The organism is Zobellia nedashkovskayae, from assembly GCF_015330125.1.
Lineage (GTDB): Bacteria > Bacteroidota > Bacteroidia > Flavobacteriales > Flavobacteriaceae > Zobellia > Zobellia nedashkovskayae.
This window is the reverse complement of record NZ_JADDXR010000002.1, coordinates 1,175,335-1,199,656: the sequence shown is the minus strand read 5'-3', so window position 1 is coordinate 1,199,656 and position 24,322 is coordinate 1,175,335. Positions and strand designations below refer to the sequence as shown.

31 protein-coding genes are annotated in these 24,322 nt (G+C 34.3%); 25 read left to right on the top strand and 6 right to left on the bottom strand.

Annotation, left to right across the window (positions count from 1 at the left end; all coding sequences use genetic code 11):
• Positions 1-75: 75 nt before the first annotated feature.
• Both IWB64_RS05150 and IWB64_RS05145 read right to left on the bottom strand, forming a co-directional pair.
• Positions 76-540: an ASCH domain-containing protein gene (locus tag IWB64_RS05150; protein ID WP_194532987.1), complete on the bottom strand. Its 465-nt coding sequence runs from the start codon at positions 538-540 to the stop codon at positions 76-78.
• Positions 541-668: 128 nt separating this feature from the next.
• Positions 669-2,372, bottom strand: coding sequence for a GMC oxidoreductase (locus tag IWB64_RS05145; RefSeq protein WP_194532986.1), 1,704 nt, complete (start codon positions 2,370-2,372; stop codon positions 669-671).
• Positions 2,373-2,529: 157 nt separating this feature from the next.
• On the opposite strand from IWB64_RS05145, the gene IWB64_RS05140 reads away from it, so the two are divergent.
• Positions 2,530-3,585 (top strand): sugar phosphate isomerase/epimerase family protein, encoded by a 1,056-nt coding sequence (locus tag IWB64_RS05140; protein WP_194532985.1) that lies wholly within the window; start codon positions 2,530-2,532, stop codon positions 3,583-3,585.
• 96 nt (positions 3,586-3,681) lie between these two features.
• Complete coding sequence (locus IWB64_RS05135; protein ID WP_194532984.1) at positions 3,682-4,437, top strand: 3-keto-disaccharide hydrolase; 756 nt, start codon at positions 3,682-3,684, stop codon at positions 4,435-4,437.
• A 10-nt stretch (positions 4,438-4,447) separates the two neighbouring features.
• Here IWB64_RS05135 and IWB64_RS05130 read toward each other — a convergent pair whose 3' ends face one another.
• Positions 4,448-5,755 (bottom strand): TolC family protein, encoded by a 1,308-nt coding sequence (locus IWB64_RS05130; RefSeq protein WP_194532983.1) that lies wholly within the window; start codon positions 5,753-5,755, stop codon positions 4,448-4,450.
• A 471-nt stretch (positions 5,756-6,226) separates the two neighbouring features.
• On the opposite strand from IWB64_RS05130, the gene IWB64_RS05125 reads away from it, so the two are divergent.
• The 20 genes from IWB64_RS05125 to IWB64_RS05065 all read left to right on the top strand — a co-directional run bounded on the left by IWB64_RS05125 (position 6,227) and on the right by IWB64_RS05065 (position 17,220).
• Positions 6,227-7,993, top strand: coding sequence for a helix-turn-helix domain-containing protein (locus tag IWB64_RS05125; protein ID WP_194532982.1), 1,767 nt, complete (start codon positions 6,227-6,229; stop codon positions 7,991-7,993).
• 472 nt (positions 7,994-8,465) lie between these two features.
• Entirely contained in the window at positions 8,466-8,636 is a 171-nt protein-coding gene (locus IWB64_RS05120; RefSeq protein WP_194532981.1) for a hypothetical protein, read from the top strand.
• A 253-nt stretch (positions 8,637-8,889) separates the two neighbouring features.
• A complete protein-coding gene (locus tag IWB64_RS05115) occupies positions 8,890-9,039 on the top strand; it encodes a hypothetical protein (RefSeq protein ID WP_194532980.1) in 150 nt (49 codons plus the stop codon).
• A 54-nt stretch (positions 9,040-9,093) separates the two neighbouring features.
• On the top strand, positions 9,094-9,426 hold the full coding sequence (locus IWB64_RS05110; protein ID WP_194532979.1) for a hypothetical protein: 333 nt from the start codon (positions 9,094-9,096) through the stop codon (positions 9,424-9,426).
• 338 nt (positions 9,427-9,764) lie between these two features.
• The gene (locus IWB64_RS05105; RefSeq protein ID WP_194532978.1) at positions 9,765-9,908 is read left to right on the top strand and encodes a hypothetical protein; all 144 of its coding nucleotides are present in this window, start codon (positions 9,765-9,767) and stop codon (positions 9,906-9,908) included.
• Positions 9,909-9,955: 47 nt separating this feature from the next.
• Positions 9,956-10,108 carry a hypothetical protein gene (locus tag IWB64_RS05100; protein ID WP_194532977.1) on the top strand — a complete coding sequence of 51 codons (153 nt, stop codon included), beginning with the start codon at positions 9,956-9,958 and terminating at the stop codon, positions 10,106-10,108.
• A 4-nt stretch (positions 10,109-10,112) separates the two neighbouring features.
• Complete coding sequence (locus tag IWB64_RS05095) at positions 10,113-10,250, top strand: hypothetical protein (RefSeq protein WP_194532976.1); 138 nt, start codon at positions 10,113-10,115, stop codon at positions 10,248-10,250.
• Positions 10,251-10,633: 383 nt separating this feature from the next.
• Positions 10,634-10,795 carry a hypothetical protein gene (locus IWB64_RS05090; RefSeq protein WP_194532975.1) on the top strand — a complete coding sequence of 54 codons (162 nt, stop codon included), beginning with the start codon at positions 10,634-10,636 and terminating at the stop codon, positions 10,793-10,795.
• A 47-nt stretch (positions 10,796-10,842) separates the two neighbouring features.
• Entirely contained in the window at positions 10,843-10,971 is a 129-nt protein-coding gene (locus IWB64_RS20520; protein WP_262893337.1) for a hypothetical protein, read from the top strand.
• Between the two features lie 161 nt (positions 10,972-11,132).
• Positions 11,133-11,276 carry a hypothetical protein gene (locus tag IWB64_RS05085; protein ID WP_194532974.1) on the top strand — a complete coding sequence of 48 codons (144 nt, stop codon included), beginning with the start codon at positions 11,133-11,135 and terminating at the stop codon, positions 11,274-11,276.
• A gap of 176 nt (positions 11,277-11,452) precedes the next feature.
• Positions 11,453-11,584 carry a hypothetical protein gene (locus tag IWB64_RS20515; RefSeq protein WP_262893336.1) on the top strand — a complete coding sequence of 44 codons (132 nt, stop codon included), beginning with the start codon at positions 11,453-11,455 and terminating at the stop codon, positions 11,582-11,584.
• A gap of 47 nt (positions 11,585-11,631) precedes the next feature.
• Positions 11,632-11,766, top strand: a complete 135-nt coding sequence (locus IWB64_RS20510) for a hypothetical protein (protein WP_262893335.1) — start codon at positions 11,632-11,634, stop codon at positions 11,764-11,766.
• Positions 11,767-11,873: 107 nt separating this feature from the next.
• The gene (locus tag IWB64_RS20505; protein ID WP_262893334.1) at positions 11,874-11,999 is read left to right on the top strand and encodes a hypothetical protein; all 126 of its coding nucleotides are present in this window, start codon (positions 11,874-11,876) and stop codon (positions 11,997-11,999) included.
• A gap of 53 nt (positions 12,000-12,052) precedes the next feature.
• Positions 12,053-12,178: a hypothetical protein gene (locus IWB64_RS20500; protein WP_262893334.1), complete on the top strand. Its 126-nt coding sequence runs from the start codon at positions 12,053-12,055 to the stop codon at positions 12,176-12,178.
• Between the two features lie 53 nt (positions 12,179-12,231).
• A complete protein-coding gene (locus IWB64_RS20495; RefSeq protein ID WP_262893334.1) occupies positions 12,232-12,357 on the top strand; it encodes a hypothetical protein in 126 nt (41 codons plus the stop codon).
• A gap of 53 nt (positions 12,358-12,410) precedes the next feature.
• Entirely contained in the window at positions 12,411-12,536 is a 126-nt protein-coding gene (locus IWB64_RS20490) for a hypothetical protein (RefSeq protein ID WP_262893334.1), read from the top strand.
• Positions 12,537-12,847: 311 nt separating this feature from the next.
• Positions 12,848-13,360, top strand: a complete 513-nt coding sequence (locus IWB64_RS05080) for a hypothetical protein (RefSeq protein ID WP_194532973.1) — start codon at positions 12,848-12,850, stop codon at positions 13,358-13,360.
• A 30-nt stretch (positions 13,361-13,390) separates the two neighbouring features.
• Positions 13,391-14,467, top strand: coding sequence for an HlyD family secretion protein (locus IWB64_RS05075; protein ID WP_194532972.1), 1,077 nt, complete (start codon positions 13,391-13,393; stop codon positions 14,465-14,467).
• A gap of 20 nt (positions 14,468-14,487) precedes the next feature.
• On the top strand, positions 14,488-16,644 hold the full coding sequence (locus IWB64_RS05070; RefSeq protein WP_194532971.1) for a peptidase domain-containing ABC transporter: 2,157 nt from the start codon (positions 14,488-14,490) through the stop codon (positions 16,642-16,644).
• Between the two features lie 195 nt (positions 16,645-16,839).
• A complete protein-coding gene (locus tag IWB64_RS05065; RefSeq protein ID WP_194532970.1) occupies positions 16,840-17,220 on the top strand; it encodes a hypothetical protein in 381 nt (126 codons plus the stop codon).
• Between the two features lie 39 nt (positions 17,221-17,259).
• On the opposite strand, the gene IWB64_RS05060 is transcribed toward IWB64_RS05065, so the two are convergent.
• Positions 17,260-20,298, bottom strand: coding sequence for a lantibiotic dehydratase (locus tag IWB64_RS05060; RefSeq protein WP_194532969.1), 3,039 nt, complete (start codon positions 20,296-20,298; stop codon positions 17,260-17,262).
• 187 nt (positions 20,299-20,485) lie between these two features.
• Between IWB64_RS05060 and IWB64_RS05055 the strand changes: the two genes are divergently transcribed.
• From IWB64_RS05055 to nadD, 3 genes are read left to right on the top strand one after another with little or no spacing between them, the layout of a single operon-like run.
• Positions 20,486-21,343 carry a YicC/YloC family endoribonuclease gene (locus IWB64_RS05055; RefSeq protein WP_194532968.1) on the top strand — a complete coding sequence of 286 codons (858 nt, stop codon included), beginning with the start codon at positions 20,486-20,488 and terminating at the stop codon, positions 21,341-21,343.
• Positions 21,344-21,369: 26 nt separating this feature from the next.
• Positions 21,370-21,954, top strand: a complete 585-nt coding sequence (gene gmk, locus IWB64_RS05050; protein ID WP_194532967.1) for a guanylate kinase — start codon at positions 21,370-21,372, stop codon at positions 21,952-21,954.
• A 31-nt stretch (positions 21,955-21,985) separates the two neighbouring features.
• Positions 21,986-22,570, top strand: coding sequence for a nicotinate (nicotinamide) nucleotide adenylyltransferase (gene nadD / locus IWB64_RS05045; protein ID WP_194532966.1), 585 nt, complete (start codon positions 21,986-21,988; stop codon positions 22,568-22,570).
• A 1-nt stretch (position 22,571) separates the two neighbouring features.
• On the opposite strand, the gene IWB64_RS05040 is transcribed toward nadD, so the two are convergent.
• Complete coding sequence (locus IWB64_RS05040) at positions 22,572-23,639, bottom strand: amidohydrolase family protein (RefSeq protein WP_194532965.1); 1,068 nt, start codon at positions 23,637-23,639, stop codon at positions 22,572-22,574.
• 195 nt (positions 23,640-23,834) lie between these two features.
• Entirely contained in the window at positions 23,835-24,239 is a 405-nt protein-coding gene (locus IWB64_RS05035) for a hypothetical protein (RefSeq protein ID WP_194532964.1), read from the bottom strand.
• Between the last annotated feature and the right edge of the window lie 83 nt (positions 24,240-24,322).

The window sequence follows — 24,322 nt, the reverse complement described above, 5'->3', positions numbered from 1 at the left end:
AATGAAGAATTAGGCTCGTTACAGATGTAATGGAGCTTTTCTGATGATATTTTGAGTGATTTCTTTTGGAATAGATTACCGAGCAAAAACTTTTTCAAATTCTTGGCAGACAATAATCATGCTTTCGTTAGGCTTGCGATTAAAAGCGGCTAATTCTTTGGTGTAGTAGTCCCAATGTACCTTTTTCCAATAAGCTAAGCTTTTATCGCCTTCACCTTCTAATTCGGCATAAGCTGCATCAATACTAAAATAAGGTTTCAGTTTTACGGCCGTGGTTCTAACAATGCACTGTGCTTCACCTTCCCAATTGGTTACAATCATGAAGTCGCCAATTTTAGGTAATGGTTGGTTAAGGTTCTGAAGGCCTAGCAAACAAGGAGATGTTGCTCGTTTGATGCCTTTTTTGACTAATGCCGCACATTCGTTGGCATCCAATTCATTATTGCAAAAATGAACTACTTTGGGTGTATCTACAAAAGCATGTTCTAAGTGCTTATCTAGGTAGTCTCCCCATAAATTTCGGGCTGAAGCGTTTTCCATATAGTTATTGCGGTTAGCGTATTTTTCACGGTTAACGTGAGAAATATATTTCAGCAAGATACAAACGACCGAACAATTTTAGTGAAATTTTAGAATATCAGGTTGATTTATCGGTCGTTATACATCATTTATGAAAATTTGCCCGCTTTTATTTGTTCTGCGGCATGGTTTGCTGCCCTAGCTGTAAATGCCATATAAGTAAGCGAGGGGTTAACGCAACTTGAAGATGACATAAAAGCGCCATCAGTCACATACACGTTCGGTACGGTATGAATCTGGTTATTTTTGTTGATGATAGAGGTTTTAGCGCTATGGCCCATACGTGCACCACCCATTTCGTGAATACCTAAGCCTGGTCCGCTAGATTCTTCATAAGGTTCTACATCTTTGAAACCAGCAGCTTTGAACATGTCTACGATTTCCTGTTTGATGTCTTTGCGCATATTATATTCGTTTTCTTTAAACTCCACGTCAAAATCCAATTGAGGTAAACCCCATTTATCTTTTTTAGTTTGGCTAAGTGTTACGCGGTTATCATCATAGGGTAAAAATTCACCAAAACCTGTAACTCCAATTTGCCAGTGGCCGGGTTTAAGAATAGACTCTTTAAGGTCTTTACCATAACTCATTTCGGCAATGTCTGCAGACCAATCTTCGCGACTTGCACTCCCCTGATAGCCAAAGCCTCTTAAATAGCCTTCGCGTTTGGTTTTTTGATCAAGGTTTACGAATCTCGGAATATAAAATCCGTTGGCTCTTCTTCCTTTATAATATTTATCTAAATGTCCATCTACTTTGCCAAATGCACCAAGTTTGTAGTGGTGGTCCATAATGCCACGCCCAAGCGCATCAGAATCATTGCCCAGTCCGTTTGGAAAGCGCTCGCTTTTTGATTGTAAAAGAATGCCCACGGATGCCATTGCAGAGGCACATAGGAAAATAACCTTTGCTTTAAATTCTATTTTTTCATTTGTCTCGGCATCAATAATTTTAACACCGGTAGCTTGTTTTGTAGTATCGTCATACATCACTTCGTAAACAATAGAATGTGGACGTAGCGTCATATTTCCGGTACGTTCCGCAGCAGGTAAAGTAGAGGAGTTACTACTAAAATATCCCCCGAAAGGGCAACCTCTCCAACAACGATTTCTGTTTTGACACGTACCTCTACCTTCAAAATCGGCTTCAGGGTCAGTTATGTGTGCTGTACGACCTATAGTAATCAAACGACCATCTTCAAATTTCTCGGCAACTGAAGCTTTAAAATCTTCTTCAACACAATTTAAGTCCATTTTAGGTTGAAATATTCCGTCTGGTAATTGCGACAATCCTAGAGCTTCTCCGCTTACCCCAATATATTTTTCTACTTTGTCGTACCAAGGTGCAATATCTTTGTAACGTACGGGCCAGTCTACACCAATACCCTCTTTCCTGTTGGCATCAAAATCAAGATCGCTCCATCGATAGCTCTGTCTTCCCCAGGTTAAAGATCTACCACCTACTTGGTAACCTCTAATCCAGTCAAAACGTTTGGTTTCAACATACGGGTGATCTAAATCATTAACGAAAAAATGCTTAGAGTCTTCGGTTGGTGCCCAGCCTACCCTGGCTTGCACATGGTATTTAGCTTTATCTTCCTTAGAGAGTTCTCCTTTTAAAGGATAGTCCCAAGGGTCATCGTGCATAGTGGTGTAATCTTCAATATGCTTAACCATAGGACCTCTTTCCAGTACTAACGTTTTTAATCCCTTCTCACATAATTCTTTAGCCGCCCAGCCACCACTAATTCCAGTTCCGATGACTATAGCGTCGAATGTTTCTTCTTTATTCACGGTAGTATTTTTTGTTTTAAACCTGTTGTAATGCCTATATTTATATTTTCCCTAAAGAAAAGGGTATCAAAAACACTTAAGAGAAATAAATATAGGGTTTTTCTATAAAAGGTTATCAAAAAGAATCTCCCCTTTACTAAACACAAAAAATGGAAGTATGAAGACAATTAAAGGTCCCGGTGTATTTTTAGCGCAATTTGTAGACGGTAAGGCACCGTTCAATACATTGGATGGCATGTGTAAATGGGCTGCAGATTTAGGTTATAAAGGTATTCAAATCCCTACTTGGGAAAGTTTTTTAATAGATTTGGATAAAGCAGCCGAGAGCCAGGATTATTGTGACGAGCTTAAAGGGAAAATAAATTCCTATGGTCTTGAAATTACTGAACTTTCAACGCACCTTCAAGGACAGTTGGTTGCTGTTAACCCGGCTTACGACCTTATGTTTGACAGTTTTGCTCCCGATGCAGTAAAAAACAACCCAAAAGCACGTACCGAGTGGGCCGTAGAAACGGTAAAAAAAGCGGCTACTGCAAGTAGAAGATTAGGACTTAATGCTCATGCTACTTTCTCTGGTGCACTGCTTTGGCATACTTGGCACCCATGGCCGCAAAGACCTGCTGGTTTAGTAGAAATGGGTTTTGAGGAGCTAGCAAAAAGATGGATGCCAATCTTGAATCATTTTGATGAACAAGGGGTTGATGTTTGTTACGAAATTCACCCAGGAGAAGATTTGCACGATGGAGATACTTTTGAGCGTTTTCTTGCCGCTACAGGAAACCATAAACGAGTAAATATCCTATATGACCCAAGTCACTTTGTTTTACAACAGTTAGATTATATAGAGTACATAGATCACTATCATGAGTTTATAAAATCCTTTCACGTAAAGGATTCAGAATTCAACCCTACAGGTAAAAAAGGGGCCTTTGGTGGTTATAACGATTGGGGAGACAGAGCTGGTAGATACCGTTCTTTAGGCGATGGTCAAATAGATTTTAAAACCATTTTTTCTAAACTTACGCAGTACGGTTGTGATGTTTGGGCTGTTATGGAGTGGGAATGCTGTATTAAAAGCCCTGAGCAAGGTGCTCGAGAAGGAGCGATTTTTATTCAAGACCATATTATTGAAGCAACGGAGAAAACTTTTGATGATTTTGCTGGTTCAGCAGTTGACAAAGAAATGCTTAAAAAGATATTGGGTATCTCTTAAAAAGGAGAGAACAATAGAAGTAAATAATACAGAACGATTCTCTTGTTTTACAGGCTAGAGAATCGTTTTTTTTTAAATATCTAAATCTCAAGAATTATGAAGAATATAGTACTTATTGTTTTTATGGCAGTAGTAGCCTTTGGTTGTAAAGAAAAAGCAGAAAAAACTCAAAAAGAAATGGAATCTGAACGCGTAGCGGAAGCGGAAGCCGAAAAACCACCTACAGAGTGGACGGTTCTTTTTGATGGCTCTTCATTTGACGGATGGAAAGAATATAATAAAGAAGGTGTTTCCGAGAATTGGAAATTAGAAGACGGTGCCATGGTTTTTTATCCTCCAACGGAAAAAGAAGAAGGTGAGGCATTTAATCTAGTAACCAAAAAAAATTACACAGATTTTATTTTGTCTTTGGAATGGAAAATTTCAGAAGGTGGTAATAGTGGTGTGTTCTGGGGTGTAAATGAAACTCCTGAACTATCTGAGGCCTACCAGACTGGTCCGGAAGTACAGGTGTTAGATAATGAGAAACATCCTGACGCCAAAAATGGTACAACTCACCAAGCAGGCTCGTTGTATGATATGATAGCACCTTCTGCAGATGTTACCAAACCTGTAGGCGAATGGAATAATATGGTAATTACCATAAATCATAAAGAGCAAAAAGGAAGTATCTCTTTAAACGGAACTGATGTTGTTGACTTCCCGGTTGGTAATGAAATGTGGAATGTTATGGTGTCCAAATCAAAATTTGCAGATTGGGACCATTTCGGAAAATTCACTACCGGAAAAATAGGTTTACAAGACCATGGTAATATGGTTTCTTTTAAAGATATAAAAATTAAGGAGCTTTAGTGGGTAGAGTTTAGTTTAAGCTAAAATCGTTTCCTGCATAAAACTGAAGCACTTTAACTTTAAAGATGTAATCGTATTTAGATTGGGCCACGCTAGATTGAGAACTGATAAAATTATTTTTTGAGGTTTCAAAATCAAAGTTATTAACTGTCCCTGTTTTAAATCGTTTTTCAGTAAAGTCTAGGGAAATTTCTCTAGACTTTAATGTTTTTAATGAAGCTTCATATGCTTTTCTAGCATTGAGGACATCAAGATATGCCGTCTCAATGTTTTGTCTGAGATTAAATTTCTCGTTGGCTAAATCCAGTTCTGCATTTTCTATATTTAGTTTTGCTATTTCTACATTGGTTTTATTACTAAATCCGGTGAAAATGGGAATACTTAATGATGCAGTTATTGCATGGCCTAAGTTATCTTCTAACTGTTTGCTAAAGTTGTCATGTTGCGCTCCTTTTATGTAAGAATAAGTAGCTCCATAGCCGTAACCTAGGGTTAGACTTGGTAAATAGTTAGCTAAAACAATCTTTAAATTCTTGGAAATACTTTCTATGCCTAACTCTGCCGCTTCAATTTCAGGTCTACTTTTTTCCGCTTCTTGATAAACAGTAGCTGGTGTTCTCACCTCTAGTTTATTAAGTAATTTATCTGCTAAAAGCTCTGCTACGTCAAAAGGCTCTTCAACAGGAAGCTGTAATTGTTGCTTTAACAATAATAATGATGATAGGAGTGTATTTTCCTGTTGCACTAAGGTTTGTTCATCTCTTGCTACTGTAGCCTCTACATCGTACACATTGGCTTCAGAGGTAACACCAGATTTTAACTGCTGCTTGCTAATGTCCAATTGTCTTTTTGACAGTTCTAATTGATTTTTCGCAACATTCAGTAACTCTTTATTGAGTAGTACCTGTAAGTAGGTATTTGCAATATTAAGAGCGACGTCATTAGACAAGATTTCAATATTTTTAGAGGCAATTTCGCCATCTATAAGAGACTTTTTATAATTGTTCAAGTTTTTAAACCCGTTAAAAACCGTCCAATTTGCATCAAGGAAATTTAAGGTAGTAGAGAAATTATCTCCTCTGGTACTAACGCTTCCAAAATAGTTGTTCTGCTGGCTGGCACCGGAAGATAGAGTTGGCATTAGAGAACCTTTATTTGCTTTAATAGATTGTATTTGGATATCAGCATTAACCCGCAACTGATTAATGGAAATATTATTTTCTAGTGCGTAAGAAATACACTCTTCTAAACTCCATTTTTTTTGGGCGCTTGTTATGCCAGTAAAAAGAATGAATAGTATGAATAGAATTTTTTTCATTAGGTTTAGTTGGAAATTGTAAAAAAAAAGTGAAGGTCGAGGTATCGACCTTCACTTTTAAGTTATTTGTAGGTTATATTTAATTAATATGCCCACATATACATGAACTAATGTTTTTTAGAGTCGTAGGGAGATTTTTGCCTCCTCCATTTACTTCTCTTAAGGAATTTTGATTTAATTCTAAAAGTGTGTTCTTGTCGAATTTCAATTTTCCTTTTTCAAAAGTGTTTTTCTTAAATTTCATAATGCTTGAGATATTATGTGGTTATTAATTATTTGATGTGATGAAAGTATAGTGAGTGATAGTTATTTCAAAATAAGAATTACGGATATTTATAAAAATAGGTTATGTTTTACTATCTTAAACCTCCCAAATCAAAGGCGGCTATGGTAATTCACATTATAAAAATTTAAATTTTGCAAGGACAGGCATTTAAGAAGGTGATAACAGTGTTTTTCGGTTTTTTTCTAATGAATTTTTCTTTTAGCCAAGAAATCTCGGAAGACTTAAAAAAGAAAATTGATTTTATTTATGAGCTTTCTAGTATTAATTTAAATCAAGCTTTGGTTGAATCCTATAAGCTTGAAGGTAAATTTGAACATTATGATTCATTCAATCAAGTTAGTATTTATCTTCTAATAATTGATTTACAGATAATGAACTCAGAATATAATAAAGCTATTAAGTACTGTGAGAAAGCTCTTGAAATATCTGAAAAAAACAATTTTGACCGCTACAGTCTTAATATTTATTATTACATGTCTATAGCGTATGACAATTTAAATCAAATTGAAAATGCATTAGCCATATATAATAACTTATCTACAGAGATGGATAAAACAGATTTGTCCTATATCTATAACTTGATGCAAATAGATTTTGGTTTGTTGAATAAAAAATTTGGAAATAATAAAAAAGCACTTTCTATTTTTGACGCACTTTTACGAGATAGTAATGAAATTTTTAACGGTGATGTAGAGCATCACGAGATACTATTACTGAATTTGGCTGATTTATATAATAAATTGGAAAATTCTGACTCATCTCAAGTATATTTAGAAAAATTCGAAAAATTGCATCTAGAAAACCCAGAAACGGCAAACTACTATTCTCTTAAGGTTAAAGGCGATATAGCTTTTGATAATCAAGAGTATAATGCTGCAATAGATTATTATAGTGAGTGCTTGGCTATCTTAAAAGAGTCTTACGATTATAATGATTTAGAGGTAATACTGAAAAAGAGTCAATCTTTCTTCTATTTAAATAATCTGGATAGTACTATATATTATAGAAACCATCTTATAAACGAAGAAAATTTTTCTAACCGACTTTCTGCGAAAGATTTAATGGATTTTTATGAACTAAATTCGGAAATTTTTAAAAGTCAAAATAAGACGGAAGAAGGAGATTTCTATTATAAAAAGTATTTATCAGCTAAGGAAGATTTTAATAAGCTTAAATTTAAAACTCAAGAAGGGCTAAATGAAATTAAAACTAAGGAAATTATTGCTGAAGGGAAACAGACCGAGAAAAAATATAAAAGTTATATAGCTTTTATATCTTCAATTTTAGGGTTTCTATTAGCTGCAGGTCTCATGCTGTATGTTTTTAATTATACAAAAAACAAAAAGAAATTTGCTCAATTAATGGCTACGGTTCAGAAGTACGAAGAAAGAAAGAGTATTGAACCGGTAAATAAAACAGTTTCTATTGTAGAAGAACTGCCACGAAATATAGAAAAAGAGCTCGTCAAAAAAGAAGAGGCTAAAAAACAGCCGGTTGAAATTGTAGAAGAAAAGGAAGCCGAAAAAATAGAGCAACAATCTAGTTCTACTACCAGTACAATTGTGGATGACAGTACATCTCCTATAAAAGATGAAAAAATCCAAGAGCTATTAGATAAGTTAGATAAGCTCAAAGATAGTGGCTATTTCTTGCGTCAAGATAGTTCTCTCTACAATACAGCTAAAAAACTTAAAACCAATACCTCATATCTTTCTAGTGTAATAAATAATACTATGGATACGAATTTTAATAGATTCGTTAATGATATCCGAATGGACTATATCATCTTAGAATTAAAGAATAGTAAACGTATGCGTTCATATTCCGTAAAAGGTATTGCAGAAGAAATTGGGTATAAAAGTGCAGATTCTTTTAGCAAATATTTTAAAGAAAGTACGGGTTTAACTCCATCTGCATATGTTAGAAACCTTAATAAAGAGTTCAAAGTATAGCATAAATACTTAAAAAGGTACTTCTACTTCATTTCAGTTTTATTTACAAATAAAAACCTTTTAAACAATTGAAATTCAATTTTTTAAAAGGTTTTTTTAATTTACTTCATTTATAAAAACAAGGTGGAACCGTTTGGTTTTCACCCTTTTTCCTTCTTTTCTTTGTGAAAGAATGCAGCTAACAAATTGCATTTAACTCAAGTTGCTATTTTTAGTTGTGCGCTCACACAAGAGCTTGCTTGAGAGAAAAGAAAGGGGAACAAAGGAGAAATACCTCCCCTTTCTTTTAATTGAAAGATATCATTAGTAGTAGTGATAAAAATTTTGCCTACTGAAGCTTAATTATAAAGTATTCTAACAAAGGGCCATCAACAAAAGGAGTAGGTGTCTGCATGAAACTTTCAGAACCGACCAATAAACCGGCCTATTCCTTTTGTTTTTAATCAAGATGTAATCAATTAAACCCTATATAATGAAAAACAAAAATGTAAACCCAAAAGAACTTCAATTTGAAAAAAAATCTCTGGTAGAGCTGGATTCTCTTGAGAAGGTGAATGTTGAGGGAGGAGATATTTCTAATGCTTTGGGAGCTATCTCTGATAGATTAAAAGAAATTGAGAAATATAGATATACTCAGAAGTAGGCTCAGAGAAGTAAATAACCAGGTTGATAATTAAAATAAATATAATGAAAGACAAAAATGTAAAAAAGAACAACCTGATTTTTAAGAAAAAGTAGTTGACAGAACTTCAAAAACAAGAGGATCTCTTGCTAAACGGAGGGCAGGCCCGTCAAGATACCCAGTATCATGATTATGACAAGTTTTTGAAAATAAAATTACCTAAGTAAAAATAGAAATCACAAAAAGTTTTAATATAAATCCTAAATATAAAAACATGAAAAATGTTTCAGAATTAACATTGCAAGAGTCAGTAGCACTTAACGGGGGAGTTTGGATTGGTCTTCACGGGCATGGTTGTGTTCCCATTCCTAAAGTGCCAAAAATGCCAGTAATACTTCAGGTTCAAGAACTTGGTGTAAGATAAGTGTATCTGAAAAGATGGTAATAAGTAATAACAGATAACCTTAAAATCATAATTATGCAGCAATTAACCAAACAGATTTCTTTGATCGAGCGTATAGATCAATTGGTAAGATTACATGCTACCGGTACACCGGAAGAATTGGCGGCTAGATTAAATATATCTAGAGCCAAGTTATATAGGGTCATAGATGTAATGAAAGCATTAGAAGCTCCTATAGTGTATGATATAAGCAGGCAAAGCTTTATGTATGAAGATGAAGTACGTTTTAAATGTGGTTTTTATGTAAAATCGCTGCGTGAAAATGAAGCCATTAGTATTAATGGTGGTACAATTGTTATGTCTTCTACCATTGCCTTTTTATTTTACCACCACAGAATTAGTTGTTGAGCGCATAGCAACTTTTTAAGTCTGAAAAGCCCAAGAGAAATCTTGGGCTTTTTTTTATGTAAAATTTTACTGGTCTCAGAAAATGAGACACTACGGCAATAGGTTTGAAACATGAAAGCGATAAGCTGCTTATAGCGTGTGATTATAAAGTTCTTATGGTTTAGAAAAAAATTAAGAGAGTCTCAAAAAATGAGACAAACGGGTTCTAAGTTTGAATCAAGAAAGGAGATAGGGCAGATATAAACATCTTAATTAATTCTTTTTAAAAATAAATATAGAGTCTCAAAAAATGAGACAAGCTGAAATTAGGTTTACAACAGAATTAAAAATAAAAGATTATGAAAACATCAAACTTATTCAAGGTAATTGCTTTACAGAAAACAGAACTAATCTCAATTGAAGGCGGAAGCGTAGACCCTGACGCATTACGGGAATATATAGAACACAGGTATCCAGAAGAGGCGGGTTTTGGCTTCAACTAGTAACATTAATAGTACTACTGTTTAACAAATAATAAAAAATTAGAAAGATGAAAAATTCAAAAAAGACGGAAAATTTAAAAGTTAAAGTATTGGCTCTTGAGATGTTAAGAAAAACTGAAGGTGGTATAACTAGAATTGATATCGGTATTGGGCAAACCTTAGGTATGATTGGAACAGGGCAGGACCCAATTAAATTCTAGAGATATGAAAAATCAAGAAAAAAAGAACATAACCAAGGCTAATGTAAAAGAATTGGCACTGGAGAAGTTGAGAAGTACTGAGGGAGGAAGGAATATTATTGATGAAATAAAGGAAATTATTTTTTTAGGAGGATTTTTTTAGGAACCCACCTTCGCTCTAGTAGTCTTGCGATAATAAGCGTATTTAAATAATCATTAAAACAAAGTTGTATGAAAAATTTAAGAGAATTTGAAATAAGCGAATTGTCTCTAGATGAGATGAAAAGCATAGAAGGAGGTTCCATAAATTTTGACCCAATACATATTTACATACCAAGAGAGCCCGTAATTATAAGGAGGAACCCTCTTAGGTTTAACAAATTGATTTTGTGGTCCTAATCTAAAAACTAATAACATGAAATTAGATAATTTAAAAAACGAAGAACTTATGCAAATTACTGCAGGCTTAGCATGTCCTAAAAGGTATTTAGATGAGGCTTATGTTAGAATTGTATTGGGTTCTTTAAGTAAATAAAAATAATAAAAATGAAAAACATAGAGAAATTTAGAGTTGAAGAAATTTCAACTTTTGAGACACAAGACTGTAATGGCGGAAGATTATTTGCCTATGGCTCATTAATGGATACTATTTGCACTGTAGTGGCAAAGGAAAGTTATAAAGCATTTAATGATTTTCTGGACAAATAGAAAATTGTGATTTTGATTATCTGAGGTATTAATTAAAAACTAAGAATATGATAGACTTAAAAGAATTAAACAATGAAGAAGCAGTAAAAATTGAAGGAGGGGGTTTTATCGAAGCTGTTGAAAATGCCTGGAGTCGATTTAAAGATTATGTCAATAGCATGGGGGGCAGGAATTAAATATTAAAGATGATATGGAACATTTGGTAGAATTAAGTAAAGAAGAAGCTAGTCAAAATTAAGACGGTAGTATTCTAATTATCATAAGAAATGGCATTGCTGTTTATAGTTTTATAAGAGAATTCCTTACTGGACTTCCTCAAATTTAAAAAATAAAAGTTATGAAAAATTTAAAGGTACAAGAGCTAAACTATCAAGAAAAGAAACAAACAGAAGGCGGTTTTTTTCCTGAAGGGTCATTCTTAGATAATTATTTTATGGCAAATTCAAGTAGTTACAGAGATTTTAAAGCTTTCTTATCATAGAAAAAAGATAAATATTCAAGATTGTATTTAGATATAAAATAGAAAGCCAAAACATAACGAGAAGTAAATACTTCCTAAATAAAGGGGGTGATTCTAGATAAATCTAGTACGTATAAAGGACTGCTGAAGCCTAAAATTTCAGAATAATCAATTATAGACCTTAAAAAACTAAAATTATGAAATTACAAAATTTGAAAGTAAAAGAACTATCAAAACAGGAAGAGAAAGAACTAGATGGAGGTTGGATTATGATACCAATTGCGCTATGGTTGGCATTATCTAGATATGATCATGACAATGGACATTAGTAGAATATTAATTTGAATCATTATCACCTATTTTAAAAACTAAAATTATGAAATTACAAAATTTGAAAGTAAAAGAACTATCCAAACAGGAAGAGAAAGAACTAGATGGAGGTTGGATTATGATACCAATTGCGCTATGGTTGGCTTTATCGAAATATGATCATGATAATGGTCATGAATAAAAAGTGGATGATAGAATTAATCACAGTAGTAGTTTTTTTGTATTTAGCAATAACTGGCTATACACATGAATTTCATTAGAACAAATAATCAATAAAAAATAAGAATTATGAAAGTTACAAATTTTAATAACATAGAAGAATTGACAATTGATGAGCAGTTAGAAATCGGTGGTGGAGAGTGGTGGTGTCCATATTGCTGGGTAGATGCTGTAAGGGACTATTTTAGCGAGTAATAGTCATTAACAAAGGTTTCATTAGAACAAATAATCAATAAAAAATAAGAATTATGAAAGTTACAAATTTTAATAACATAGAAGAATTGACAATTGATGAGCAGTTAGAAATCGGTGGTGGAGAATGGTGGTGTCCATATTGCTGGGTAGATGCTGTAAGGGACTATTTTAGCGAGTAATAGTCATTAATAAAGGTTTCATTAGAACAAATAATCAATAAAAAATAGGAATTATGAAAGTTACAAATTTTAATAACATAGAAGAATTGACAATTGATGAGCAGTTAGAAATCGGTGGTGGAGAATGGTGGTGTCCATATTGCTGGGTAGATGCTGTAAGGGACTATTTTAGCGAGTAATAGTCATTAATAAAGGTTTCATTAGAACAAATAATCAATAAAAAATAGGAATTATGAAAGTTACAAATTTTAATAACATAGAAGAATTGACAATTGATGAGCAGTTAGAAATCGGTGGTGGAGAATGGTGGTGTCCATATTGCTGGGTAGATGCTGTAAGGGACTATTTTAGCGAGTAATAATTTAGCAAAAGGTAGTCTCCGTTATATTTGAATCAAATTAATGGTAGGAGTACTAAGATTTAATTATTACTGTTCTTAAAATCATAGCCGTTCATAAATTGTGAACGGCTTTTTTTATATAGTGTGGATAGGTGCATAAACCCCGTTTTTATAAAAACGGGGTTCTTCAGTTTGGTTTATAGTGGTTTGATAATGTTACTTTACAAAAGTTAAAGAGCTATAATTATTCATTTATATAACCATACTATATGATCCTTATTAAAAAGAATATCGTCACACAGAGCCAAAAAGTTCAACTTGATGTTTATATGGAAAAAAACTTTTCCATAACTGTAGTTAACAATAAAAAAAAAGTACTTTTTCTTACAGACAGTGCTATATCTCTGATAGTAAATGAAAATCAGAAAAAGTTGTTGCCAGTCCCTAGTCCCGAGAAACATCTAGGCAAATTAAAAGAAGTATTGGGTGAAGTTTGGTTAGATGAAGCATTTTCGTTGCCAACCCAGTTTAGAAATCGTTCGTACCACATTACTAATAATTTTATACTATCTGCGGCTAAATTAACTGGTGAGGTTTCTATATGTTCAGACGATAGGCTTTTAGCTACTGTAAATGAAGTTCAAAATAGCTCAGAATTAAAAAACCAACTTTTTGATCTTTCACTTGCCTCAAATGAAATTCTATCACATTTAAAAACAGAAATAGAAATTAACGGTCAAAAGATAATTTCTGAAATGGAGGTGACATCTATTGAAGAGGTTATTATGCCAGAGGCGTATTATCAATTTCTAAATTATACGTTTACCTCAGAAGCGGCATAATTCAATACTAAATTTTAAACCAACTCAACTATGCGTATAACTTACGTAAGCACCTTAGCGTTTTTGGTAGCGGTTTTTATCGCAAGCTTTTTTATACATGTAAATGTTACAACCCAAAGTAGGTCGGTCGTGAGAAGCGCTGGCGAAAATACCCAATTGGTATCTGTAGTAAGTGGTAGAATAACTTTTATAGATCTTGAGAATAATCAAGTGGTAAAAAGAGGTGATACCTTACTATTGGTAGAAAGCGATAACCTTAATCTTCAAAATCGTTTAAAGGAAGAGCTACTTGAAAATTATTTGTCTCAGCTGTCTGATTTACAAAAACTGGCAACAGGGCAGGTAAAGAACTTCAGCCAATTGGAAACTGGTATCTACCAAAAACAGTTCATCAGTTTTCAAGAACAATTACGAGAGCTACGTTTAAAAGTGGGCCAAGCTGAAACCGTATATCTCCGTTACAAAGAACTTTTTGAAACCGGGGTTATCGCAGCAGTAGAATTCGATAATTATAATAGTAGTTGGGTAAACGCTAAAGCTTCTCTAAACAGTTTTAGAAATCAACAAATCAGTTCATGGCAAGCCGAAAACAGAAGCCTTGAGGACCTTATAACAAACACAACTTCTGAAAAACAACAAATTTTAGAGGAAAAGGAAAAGTACGCCATTATCGCACCAATAAATGGTACGGTTATGAATTACGGTGGTCTTCGGGAACAGAGTTTCTTGTCAGCAGGGCAACAAATAACAGAAATATCTCCAGATGATAATTTGGTAATAGAGTCTTATGTTTTGCCAAAAGATATTGGCTTTATTAAAGAAGGCCAAGATGTAAAATTACAGATGGATGCCTATAACTATAACCAATGGGGTTTAGCTACAGGAAAGGTTATTCAGATTGATCGGAACATTACCATTAGCGATCAAATGTCATATTTCAGGGTTTTGAGCAGTATAGATCAAAGCTATCTTGAGTTAAAGAACGGTTATAAAGGAGAGATCAAAAAAGGAATGACCCTTACTGCCAGATTTAAACTTACTGAAAGAACCATATTTCAATTATTGTATGATGGTGTAGACGATTGGATGAACCCTAAGCGAAATTAATAACCTACCAAGACTAAAGAATGAGCATAAAAGTAAAACAGCATGATATTAGAGATTGCGGTGCAGCTTGTCTGGCATCAATATCTTCATACTATAATTTAAAGATTCCTATTGCGCGTGTGCGCCAAATGGCACATACGGATAAAAGAGGAACAAATGTTCTGGGTCTTATTAAAGGTGCCGAGGCTCTAGGCTTTGATGCTAAAGGTGTACGAGGGGCACTAGATGCCTTACCAAATATACCGCTGCCAGCTATTGCACATATAATTGTAAATCAAAATTTGCATCATTTTGTGGTAATCTATAAGGTGACCGACAAATATGTACAAGTGATGGATCCAGGCGTAGGAAAAATGGAAAAATATACGCTAGATGATTGGGAAAAAACATGGACAGGCGTTTTGGTACTCATGCAGCCTAATACTAATTTTGAGGCTAGAGATGAGAAAACCAGTATGTTATCTCGTTTTTGGACTTTGGTTAACCCTCATAAATCTATTCTTTTTGAGGCGTTGTTCGGAGCTATTATTTATACCATATTAGGGCTATCTACATCCATTTACATTGAAAAGATTACGGATTATGTGTTGGTTGACGGCAATACCAATTTGTTAAACCTTATGAGTATTATTATGATACTTTTATTGGTTTTCCAAATATTCATAGGGAGTGTACAGAAGATTTTTGTTCTTCGTACGGGTCAGAAAATAGATTCTCAGCTTATTCTGGGCTATTACAAACATCTTTTAAAGCTACCTCAACGCTTTTTTGATACGATGAAAGTTGGTGAAATAACCTCTAGGATTGGTGATGCCGTAAAGATTAGAGCTTTTGTAAACGATGCGTCAATAACCTTGTTCGTTAACATCTTTATTGTGATTTTCTCTTTTGCATTGATGTACTCTTATTACTGGAAACTGGCTTTGATTATCACTTTAATTATACCACTTTATCTGGGGATATACTTTTTGATGAATCATCTCAACAAAAAGATTGAGCGTAAACTAATGGAAAACGCTGCAGATTTAGAATCACAGTTGGTAGAATCGCTTAATGCCGTAAAAACCATCAAGCAATTTGGAGTAGAAGATTTTGCAAACTTTAAGACGGAGACTAGGTTTACCAAGCTGTTGAAGTCTATATATTCATCTGGATTGAATTCTATTTTTAGTGGAAATTCTACTGAGTTTTTATCGCGATTATTCACTATCGTTTTATTATGGTCAGGATCTTATTTTGTTATAGAACAAGAAATTACGCCAGGAGAACTTCTCTCTTTTTATGCCTTGATAGGTTATTTTACGGGGCCTTTCACTTCTATAGTAGATATGAACAAGACCATACAGAATGCTATGATTGCTTCTGATCGTCTTTTTGAAATCATGGACCTAGAAAGGGAAGCGGTGGAGAATAAAATGGATATTACTGCAGATGATATAGGAGATATTGCATTACGTAATATAGATTTTAGTTATGGTACACGTGTAGATGTATTTGAAGACTTTAGCATGACTTTTAAAAAAGGAAAGGTATCAGCAATTGTAGGTGAGAGTGGTTCAGGTAAAACAACTTTAATTTCTTTGCTTCAAAATCTATACCCTATTAAAGGAGGAAAAATAACTATGGGGGAATATGATATAGCTCAAATTACGCCTAAAAGTTTACGCGATCTTGTAGCAGTAGTGCCTCAGAAAGTAGATCTTTTCTCCGGTAATGTAATAGATAATATTGCACTTGGTGATTATGAGCCGGACATCAAAAAAGTAATTAGCATAAGCCAGAAATTGGGCATAACAGAATTCATTCAAACCTTACCTAATGGTTTTGAAACGCATTTAGGTGAAAACGGGGCAATGTTATCAGGTGGCCAACGGCAACGTATTGCAATTGCCAGAGCACTTTATAAGGAACCGGAAGTTTTAGTATTAGATGAAGCAACAGCGTCTCTTGATACGATTTCAGAACAAATGGTACAAGGAACTCTTAGAGCACTTAAAAATCAAGGGAAAACACTAATTATTATTGCGCATAGGTTGAGTACTGTAGCCTTCGCAGATGAGATATTTGTTCTCGAAAAAGGAAAATTAATAGAGCAAGGCTCACATAATGAGTTGCTTAAAAATAAAGATGGGAAATATGCCGATCTATGGAACAAGCAAACTTTAGTAATTGAATAATATAAAATGAGTTAAATAACCTTAAAAACCCAGAATCATGAAAAATGAAACCGAATTTGACAACGCGTACTTATTGCCAGGAGAGGAAAGCAACCCAATATGGGACGATCTTCATGAATTTTTTCAAGACCACGATGATGAATTCTTAGAGCTGTAGTTTAAAACCTTCTAATTGTTAATTCTAAAAATAGAATCATGAAAAAATTTGATTGTCCTAGTTCACCTCCAATGCCAAATAGTAAATTGTTAGGGGTGTTCAACGAAGAAACCAACCGAATGGAAATTTTGCCAGAGCCTGTTCCAATAGACGAAGACATACGTAAGGAATTAGAAAGATTTGGAGATAAGAAGATGAAGACCGTTAGGTTAACCAACACATGTGCAACAAAGGCATGTGGCCAATGGGATGGTCATAAGTGTACGTTAATAGGTGGTATTCTTGAAAAAATTGAGGAGAAGAAAAGAGAAAAAGGATTGCAAGATTGCAGTATTAGGCTTACTTGTAGATGGTATGCACAAGAAAAAGAAGAAGCTTGTAAGGTGTGTACTTTGGTACAGTATGATCAGGCTAGTTAGCTGAAGCAACGCATAGTCGCGAATACCTATGCGTTGTTTTTATTTCTTTCTGTAACTTTTTCTTTTATAGTATTGGTAAAGAAAATCATAGACAATAGCTTCTTGTTCACGTTGCTTGGTTATAAACAGACGATTGCACAACATATGAATGTGGCTTCCCACGATTTGATGATTTAGCACCTTATTGGTTTTAATATATTCAATAATGCTTGGAAGCACTTTTTCATTTTGTGCCGACCGTTCTTTGACCAATTCAGCTAATGGGTAGAACGGGTGGTTTTTGTTAGAAAGCTCTAGTATTTCGCAAATATCTTTTTCATTTTCCTTATAAACGGCGTTGACTTTTTTGTTTACAAATTTGTCTTTCTTGAATTCACTACCAAAGCCATCTTTTAGGCTTTTCATAATAGCTAATTTTTGAGCTTCATTAATTTGAAAATCGTCAAGATAATTGTCTATTGATAAAAGAGAGAAAATCCAACGTATTTTTTCTCCTTCATCACCTTCTATCATATTCAAAAAGGCTAATGTACAATCGCTGTCATTCTGAAATACAGTTTCCGTCTCTGACATTATTTCAAGGCCGTAGCGCTCGTATTCTGGATGATAAGATTCTGTTTGAACTTTCCAAACTGTCTTAGAATCTGTGAAAAGCTTCATTTTTTCTTGTACTAACGTTAAAACTTTATAAATTTCTTTATTTTTTGGGATTTTGAACCGAAGTCTTAAATGGTGGCCTTCTGTATCATTATAGCGTATAAAGAACCATTTTTCGCAAACCTTATCTTTTTTTAATTTTTCTATTAACGGAATTATAGCATCTTTTAAAACCTGCTCTGCCACAGATGGACCACAGTAGAATTTAAAGTAAAGCCAATCAGGTTTTGGAGGAAATTCTTTTGTGAGGGTAAAGTTTGAAGTAGCTGCGGGAGAGCTTGAGATTTCATCTTTACTGCCAAATGCAATGAATTCATTTGCATAGCCTTTTGTAGCAGATGTATCGGTCATTAAATATTCTTGTAGAATTACCCTCCTTTTGTTTTTAATTAAAGAGAGAAATACAGAACAACTTAGTTTTATTTTAAAATTAATAACGACCTCGTTGTCTCCTTCAACAAAAACAACTAGGTTGGGTAGTTTTTTATTTCTGACAAAATTTCTCACATCATCTTCTGAAGGTCGTTTGTTGGATAGTAGAGCATCTATATCTTCCTTGCTTATATTCCACTGTGCTTTTGATAGAATACAGTTTTTATACTCTAACCTTGGCAAAAAAGGAAATGTCGCCGCCATTTCTCCCCAATCGAAAGCAAAACCTGAGCTGTATTGATTTTGTATGTCGCAAAGGAAATTATATATGGGTAACGCCATAAAAGAATAATTGTGGGCATTCCCTAATCTTGGAATCACCTCTTTCCTATGCTTTTTAGAGTATAGTATAACCTTGTCGTGTTTTACTGTTATATACAAATCAGTTAAATAGATTTGGTTTTCTTCAGGTAGTGAGGATTTTGCCAGATATGGAATTTCATACTCGCGTTGAAACTTTCGATGAAGAATGTTTCCTGTTCTGGCCTCGGGTAAGTGAATGATTTCTGCAATTAATTTATTGGGATGATTTCTTTGTTCAAGTTCACAAATTTCTTTTGAGATACCTAAAATGTCATCATGTAAATAACCAAAACGGCCAATTAGATTGTTAGCAGACGGACCTGAAACTGATTTTAGCTCAATTTTTTCTTGTTCAGCATCTCTAAAAAGACTGAAAAGAACTGAAAAACTATCAGGATATACCTGACTATCCTTTTCAAAAGAATTAAGTTCTTTTGGTTTTATTTCAATGGAGGTTAAGTTGTTTTGATAAGTGTAAAGAATTTTTTTTAGTAGAAAATCTTCACGTTCTCCATGATTTATGACTTTGTTTTTTGCAGTATTTTTTGTTAAATGAATTGTGTTTAATAGCGGAGTTTTTGCTCCTGAAATATTCATGTAATTTATACCTGCATCTGGGTCTAATGTGCCAGAAAGAGGCATCATTTCGTGGCCGTAACGGCGTATATATTCGGATTTAAAGTTTTTTAATTTTGCATTTTCATGATGGCTACTTAGCTTATTTAGAGCATGTATGCCATTTTGAAGTGTTTTTAATGTATTGTTGTTTAAAGTGTTGCCTGATAAAGGTTTGTAAGTGTCAATTTGAAATAATCTGTTCAGCTCAAGAGTATCTACACCTACTAGTTTTTTTATTTTTTGGAATAACTCTAAGTAATTTGGGATAGTTGTTGATGGCTTCTGAAGATTTTTTAACCCTTGTTTTAAAAATGTAAGATTACTTCTAACAGATTTACCTTTTGGAAAATTAAAACGAGGTTCTCCAAAAATTTCAATTAAAGAATCTAGATAATCGTTACCGGTAAGAGTCACATCTAGCTCACTAACCAAAAATTGCGCATCTATGATGCTTAAAACAAAATCTTCGGCTTCTTGAAATGAGATAGAGTCATCGGTTAATTGTTCGCACAATTCATTAACCGTTATTCCATTTTTGGCAGCTATTAATATTTTAGCTAAATACTCGTTAAAAGCTACTTCTGCTAATCTGTGAAACCTTTTATTATTGGCATAATAGAATTCAACATATCTAAAATTATCTAATATTTGGTACAAGGAGTTGTTAGGGTAGTAGCGTAACTTGTTCCTTATGTCTGCTTCAGAATTGATTTGGTCATTTAACAATCCCAAAAAAAGCATATCATATCTAATATTTTTCTCAAGGGTAGTTTTGTTCAACTCCAAATTTGTATGATCGGAAACATCAACAAGACCAACTGAGGCAAATAACCCAAAAGGCGTGCATCTATTGCTGAATCTTGAGTAATATTTATAAAGAGTTAGCAATTGTTTCTCCGTAAGCTCGTCAATAAGTAAGCTTTGGAAACTTGGAGAAGCAATGAAAAGTGCTTCCTGTATTTTTGGGTCTACTAATTTTTTTCGGATTTTAACTTCAGTGATTTGATTTTCAGTAGGTTCTAATGGTGTTCGGAGTAAAACTTTTTTAAGAAATGAAATATTTTGCATATGTGTATTCAATATGAGGGCTGTTAAAGTAATTTATATGTGTTTAAAACGCAACAGAATTTTTAACACTTTTGCATTATTGGAAAGAGTTTGAAAGGGTAAAAGAGAAATTGGAATACAACATGAAGTCGATGAAGTATTAAGAAGTTTCAAATTTAACTACCTTTGCCAAAATTCATAGCAATTTATGATTCAGTCCATGACCGGTTTCGGCAAGTACGTTATACAGCTTCCGACAAAAAAGATTACCGTAGAGCTCAAATCCCTAAACAGTAAAAGTCTAGATTTAAACGCACGTATGCCTTCTGCATATCGTGAAAAAGAATTGGAACTCCGTAAGACTATCGCTAGTTCTTTAATGCGTGGTAAGGTAGATTTTGGTCTATATTTAGAACTGACTAGTGGTGAAACTTCTACAGAGGTAAACGAGTTGGCGGTAAAGAACTACATGAAGCAATTAAAGAATATTGCTGATGGCGATGATATAAAGCTGCTAGATATGGCTCTTAGAATGCCCGATTCCTTAAAAACGGCACGTGAAGATATTGATGAGACGGAATATGAGTCTATAAAGCTGGCGCTTACAGAAGCTTTGAAAGAGATCAATACGTTTCGTTCAGAAGAAGGTGAAGTACTTGAAAGAGACTTTATTGAACGCATTCAGAATTTACAAAGTTTGTTGGAACAGGTAAAAATAATGGATCCCGATCGTCAGTCAGACGTTCGCGAACGATTGAATAAAGCCGTTAGCGACCTTCAGGCAGATATTGATGCCAATCGTTTTGAACAAGAACTTATCTACTACCTAGAGAAGTATGATATTACTGAAGAAAAAGTTCGTTTGGCTAACCACCTTGATTATTTTACTAGTACGTTAGAATCGGATGATTCTAATGGTAAAAAACTGGCTTTTATCGCTCAGGAAATTGGCCGTGAGATCAATACAATTGGGTCTAAAGCTAATTATGCGCCAATGCAACAATTGGTAGTGCAGATGAAAGATGAACTCGAAAAAATAAAAGAGCAAATGCTTAACGTGCTCTAACGTATTCAACCAAACTAAACGAACTCATGAAAGGCGGCAAACTAATAATATTTTCGGCACCCTCTGGAAGTGGTAAGACAACTATAGTACGTCACCTTCTCAAGCAAAAGGAATTAAACCTAGCATTCTCCGTATCTGCTACTTCAAGACCTAGAAGGGCTAAAGAAAAACAAGGAGAGCATTATTATTTCATGTCTATTTCCGCATTCAAAAATCACATTAAACAAGATGATTTTCTGGAATGGGAAGAGGTATATCGTGATAATTTTTATGGGACTTTGAAAACTGAAATAGAGCGACTTTGGTCGGAAGGTAAAAACGTGATCTTTGATATTGATGTAGCCGGTGGTTTGCGTATAAAAAGAAAGTTTCCGGATAAGACCTTGGCTGTTTTCGTAAAGCCTCCAAGTGTTGATGAGTTGAAAATACGACTTAAGAAACGTAGTACCGAAAGTGAAGATAAAATCAATATGCGTATTGCAAAAGCTTCAGTAGAACTAGCAACAGCACCTCAGTTTGATAAGGTGATAAAGAATTACGATCTTGATACGGCTTTGAATGAAGCCCATGATTTAGTAGCTGAATTTGTTGGTGCTAAAAGGGAAGAATAGTTCTTTGGGAAAATCAAATTTGTTTTAACGCATGAAAAAAGTAGGTCTCTATTTTGGCACGTTCAACCCAATACATATAGGGCATTTGGTTATCGCGAACCATATGGTAGAATTCTCTAATTTAGATGAGGTTTGGTTTGTGGTCACGCCTCAAAGTCCATTTAAAACAAAAAAGACCTTACTGGCCGACAATCATAGATATCAAATGGTGTACGAGGCTACAAAAGACTACCCCAAACTTAAACCCAGTAAAATAGAATTTGGATTACCGCAGCCAAATTATACCGTAAATACATTGGTTCATTTGCGAGAAAAGTATGGTAAAGGACATGATTTTGCACTAATAATGGGCGAGGACAACCTTAAGGGATTCCATAAATGGAAGAACTATGAGGTTATTTTAAGCGATTACAATCTCTATGTATATCCAAGGATTTCAGTAGGTGAAATTGAACACCAATTTAAGGGTCATGCAAAGATTCATAAGGTAGATGCGCCCATAATGGAAATCTCTTCCACTTTCATACGTAAAAACCATAAGGAAGGTAAAAATGTTAGACCGTTACTTCCTGATGCGGTTTGGCAGTATATGGATGAGATGAATTTTTACAGATAGACTATCGTTTCAGTAATTTTTTACCAGTCTCGTGGTAAATCTTTTTCAAGGTCTCGTCACCTAAATCCAGTCCATTAAGAGGCAAATGGTATGAGAAATAATCCCAAGCATAAAAATGTTCATCAGAACTTTCAAGAATCCTGAATGTAGTTTGGTACATGTCAGCCGCCATACCCATATCTGTTCCATATACCAACCGGTCTTTGTATTTAGTAAAGAAAGCCTTGGTACTTCTAGGGACCGGCGCAACCTCTGCGTAACGAGCAGATATATCCGCATATAAATTAGGGTGCTCATCCAATAGTTTGCCTAAAATGGTTAGGTCATAGCTGGTATTCGCTAAGTGGCACGCTATAAAGGTGGTTTCCTTATTATTTCTGACTGCGTTTGATAAGGTGGAGAGCAATTCTTCATGGGTAAGAACACCTTCTTCTGATGTGTTTACTTTCCAAGTATAGGCATTCATAAGTCCATCGTTCTTTTCATCCATTGGCAAGTACATCCAATAAGGGTCAGCAACATGAACGCTTATAGGCATACCTAGTTCGCCACACTTTTCTAGAAGTGGTTGTAAACGAGGGTCGTCTAAATGAAGGCCAGGCGCTATGGATGGTTTTGAATAGAAAAGCCCAAGACCCTTATCGCCTAGCTCGCCAACACCTCTTGCTCCTTTGGCAAAACACCTTTCCAACTCTTTTACAGCTTTTTTCGTCCATCCTTTTTCATTGTATCCTGTATAGTCAAAACCGCACCAAACTTCAATTTGATCACCATATTTAGAGTACATATCATAAATGCTGTCAAAACGAGACCCAGTGGAGTAGGTTAGGATGATAGATTTCTCAATGTTATGGCTTTTCATTGTGTCAATCCATTCGTCTAGTTCTTTTTCTGATTTAGCATCAGGATGTGAGTGGAAATCTATAACAGGATATTTTGCTCTTGTAATCTTTGTTTCAGGAGTATTGTAAATGCTTTGAGGTCTAAAATCTTTAAGGAGAAGGTTCTCCTGCGCAGACAAGGTATTAGTAAGAAAAAGGATTAGAATGAATGACGCCAATATTTTCATTGTAGGAAGGATATAGTTGATAGAGTTTGATGTTAAAAAGGTACTGAAAAGCTTCGGTTCTTCATAGGAGGATATGGACCGATTAAAAAAAAATGGGGGAAATTTGGTATTCTAAGTAGGAATAATTTTAAGTCTAGATTGGGAAGTAAGCGCTGCAGGAAACAATAAAAAAAGGAACGAAAAGGACGATTAATATTACTCTTCTAAATTTTTCACAACCCAATCATAAGCTTCATCCAGTTCATGGAATACAGCAATTGGTTTTTTTATAAACATTCTTTCTAAAGTAGCTATCATACGGCGATACTTGTTTTCTGAAACTATAGCCATTCCCATTAGATTAGGGAACATATCTACTATTTCTTTATATCCCATGGGATCCATTGAATATGAATTTTTCCTGTGCGAGACATAAATAAACGGAGTGGTTTTTCCGTATTGGCGTTTCAAAAGCCGAATAGGGCCAAGAGAATCTACCTGACTTACATCCGCACCTTCTGCAAACTCTCCAACCAAGAAGTTCGAATAGAACCAGAATTTGGCGAATCCGAAATCGTGTTCGGCCAATAGTTCGTGCTTGATTAATGTGGACGTTTTCATAATGTATCTTAGACGTTAAGATACAATTTTAACTAATTAAAATTGGCAGAATGCTAGAAAAGAAACAAAAGTGATATTTAGAT

Coding starts and splice junctions, on each gene's coding strand:
- IWB64_RS05115 (WP_194532980.1), top strand. CDS start 8,890: ATGAAAAATGTTTCAGAATTAACATTGCAAGAGTCAGTAGCACTTAAC.
- IWB64_RS05070 (WP_194532971.1), top strand. CDS start 14,488: ATGAGCATAAAAGTAAAACAGCATGATATTAGAGATTGCGGTGCAGCT.
- IWB64_RS05065 (WP_194532970.1), top strand. CDS start 16,840: ATGAAAAAATTTGATTGTCCTAGTTCACCTCCAATGCCAAATAGTAAA.
- IWB64_RS05125 (WP_194532982.1), top strand. CDS start 6,227: ATGAATTTTTCTTTTAGCCAAGAAATCTCGGAAGACTTAAAAAAGAAA.
- IWB64_RS05130 (WP_194532983.1), bottom strand. CDS start 5,755: ATGAAAAAAATTCTATTCATACTATTCATTCTTTTTACTGGCATAACA.
- IWB64_RS20510 (WP_262893335.1), top strand. CDS start 11,632: ATGAAATTACAAAATTTGAAAGTAAAAGAACTATCCAAACAGGAAGAG.
- IWB64_RS05085 (WP_194532974.1), top strand. CDS start 11,133: ATGAAAAATTTAAAGGTACAAGAGCTAAACTATCAAGAAAAGAAACAA.
- IWB64_RS05100 (WP_194532977.1), top strand. CDS start 9,956: ATGAAAAATTCAAAAAAGACGGAAAATTTAAAAGTTAAAGTATTGGCT.
- IWB64_RS05040 (WP_194532965.1), bottom strand. CDS start 23,639: ATGAAAATATTGGCGTCATTCATTCTAATCCTTTTTCTTACTAATACC.
- IWB64_RS20520 (WP_262893337.1), top strand. CDS start 10,843: ATGATAGACTTAAAAGAATTAAACAATGAAGAAGCAGTAAAAATTGAA.
- IWB64_RS05035 (WP_194532964.1), bottom strand. CDS start 24,239: ATGAAAACGTCCACATTAATCAAGCACGAACTATTGGCCGAACACGAT.
- IWB64_RS20490 (WP_262893334.1), top strand. CDS start 12,411: ATGAAAGTTACAAATTTTAATAACATAGAAGAATTGACAATTGATGAG.
- IWB64_RS20495 (WP_262893334.1), top strand. CDS start 12,232: ATGAAAGTTACAAATTTTAATAACATAGAAGAATTGACAATTGATGAG.
- IWB64_RS05110 (WP_194532979.1), top strand. CDS start 9,094: ATGCAGCAATTAACCAAACAGATTTCTTTGATCGAGCGTATAGATCAA.
- IWB64_RS05090 (WP_194532975.1), top strand. CDS start 10,634: ATGAAAAACATAGAGAAATTTAGAGTTGAAGAAATTTCAACTTTTGAG.
- IWB64_RS05080 (WP_194532973.1), top strand. CDS start 12,848: ATGGAAAAAAACTTTTCCATAACTGTAGTTAACAATAAAAAAAAAGTA.
- IWB64_RS05135 (WP_194532984.1), top strand. CDS start 3,682: ATGAAGAATATAGTACTTATTGTTTTTATGGCAGTAGTAGCCTTTGGT.
- IWB64_RS05150 (WP_194532987.1), bottom strand. CDS start 540: ATGGAAAACGCTTCAGCCCGAAATTTATGGGGAGACTACCTAGATAAG.
- IWB64_RS05060 (WP_194532969.1), bottom strand. CDS start 20,298: ATGCAAAATATTTCATTTCTTAAAAAAGTTTTACTCCGAACACCATTA.
- IWB64_RS05055 (WP_194532968.1), top strand. CDS start 20,486: ATGATTCAGTCCATGACCGGTTTCGGCAAGTACGTTATACAGCTTCCG.
- gmk (WP_194532967.1), top strand. CDS start 21,370: ATGAAAGGCGGCAAACTAATAATATTTTCGGCACCCTCTGGAAGTGGT.
- IWB64_RS05075 (WP_194532972.1), top strand. CDS start 13,391: ATGCGTATAACTTACGTAAGCACCTTAGCGTTTTTGGTAGCGGTTTTT.
- nadD (WP_194532966.1), top strand. CDS start 21,986: ATGAAAAAAGTAGGTCTCTATTTTGGCACGTTCAACCCAATACATATA.
- IWB64_RS20505 (WP_262893334.1), top strand. CDS start 11,874: ATGAAAGTTACAAATTTTAATAACATAGAAGAATTGACAATTGATGAG.
- IWB64_RS20500 (WP_262893334.1), top strand. CDS start 12,053: ATGAAAGTTACAAATTTTAATAACATAGAAGAATTGACAATTGATGAG.
- IWB64_RS05105 (WP_194532978.1), top strand. CDS start 9,765: ATGAAAACATCAAACTTATTCAAGGTAATTGCTTTACAGAAAACAGAA.
- IWB64_RS05140 (WP_194532985.1), top strand. CDS start 2,530: ATGAAGACAATTAAAGGTCCCGGTGTATTTTTAGCGCAATTTGTAGAC.
- IWB64_RS20515 (WP_262893336.1), top strand. CDS start 11,453: ATGAAATTACAAAATTTGAAAGTAAAAGAACTATCAAAACAGGAAGAG.
- IWB64_RS05095 (WP_194532976.1), top strand. CDS start 10,113: ATGAAAAATCAAGAAAAAAAGAACATAACCAAGGCTAATGTAAAAGAA.
- IWB64_RS05120 (WP_194532981.1), top strand. CDS start 8,466: ATGAAAAACAAAAATGTAAACCCAAAAGAACTTCAATTTGAAAAAAAA.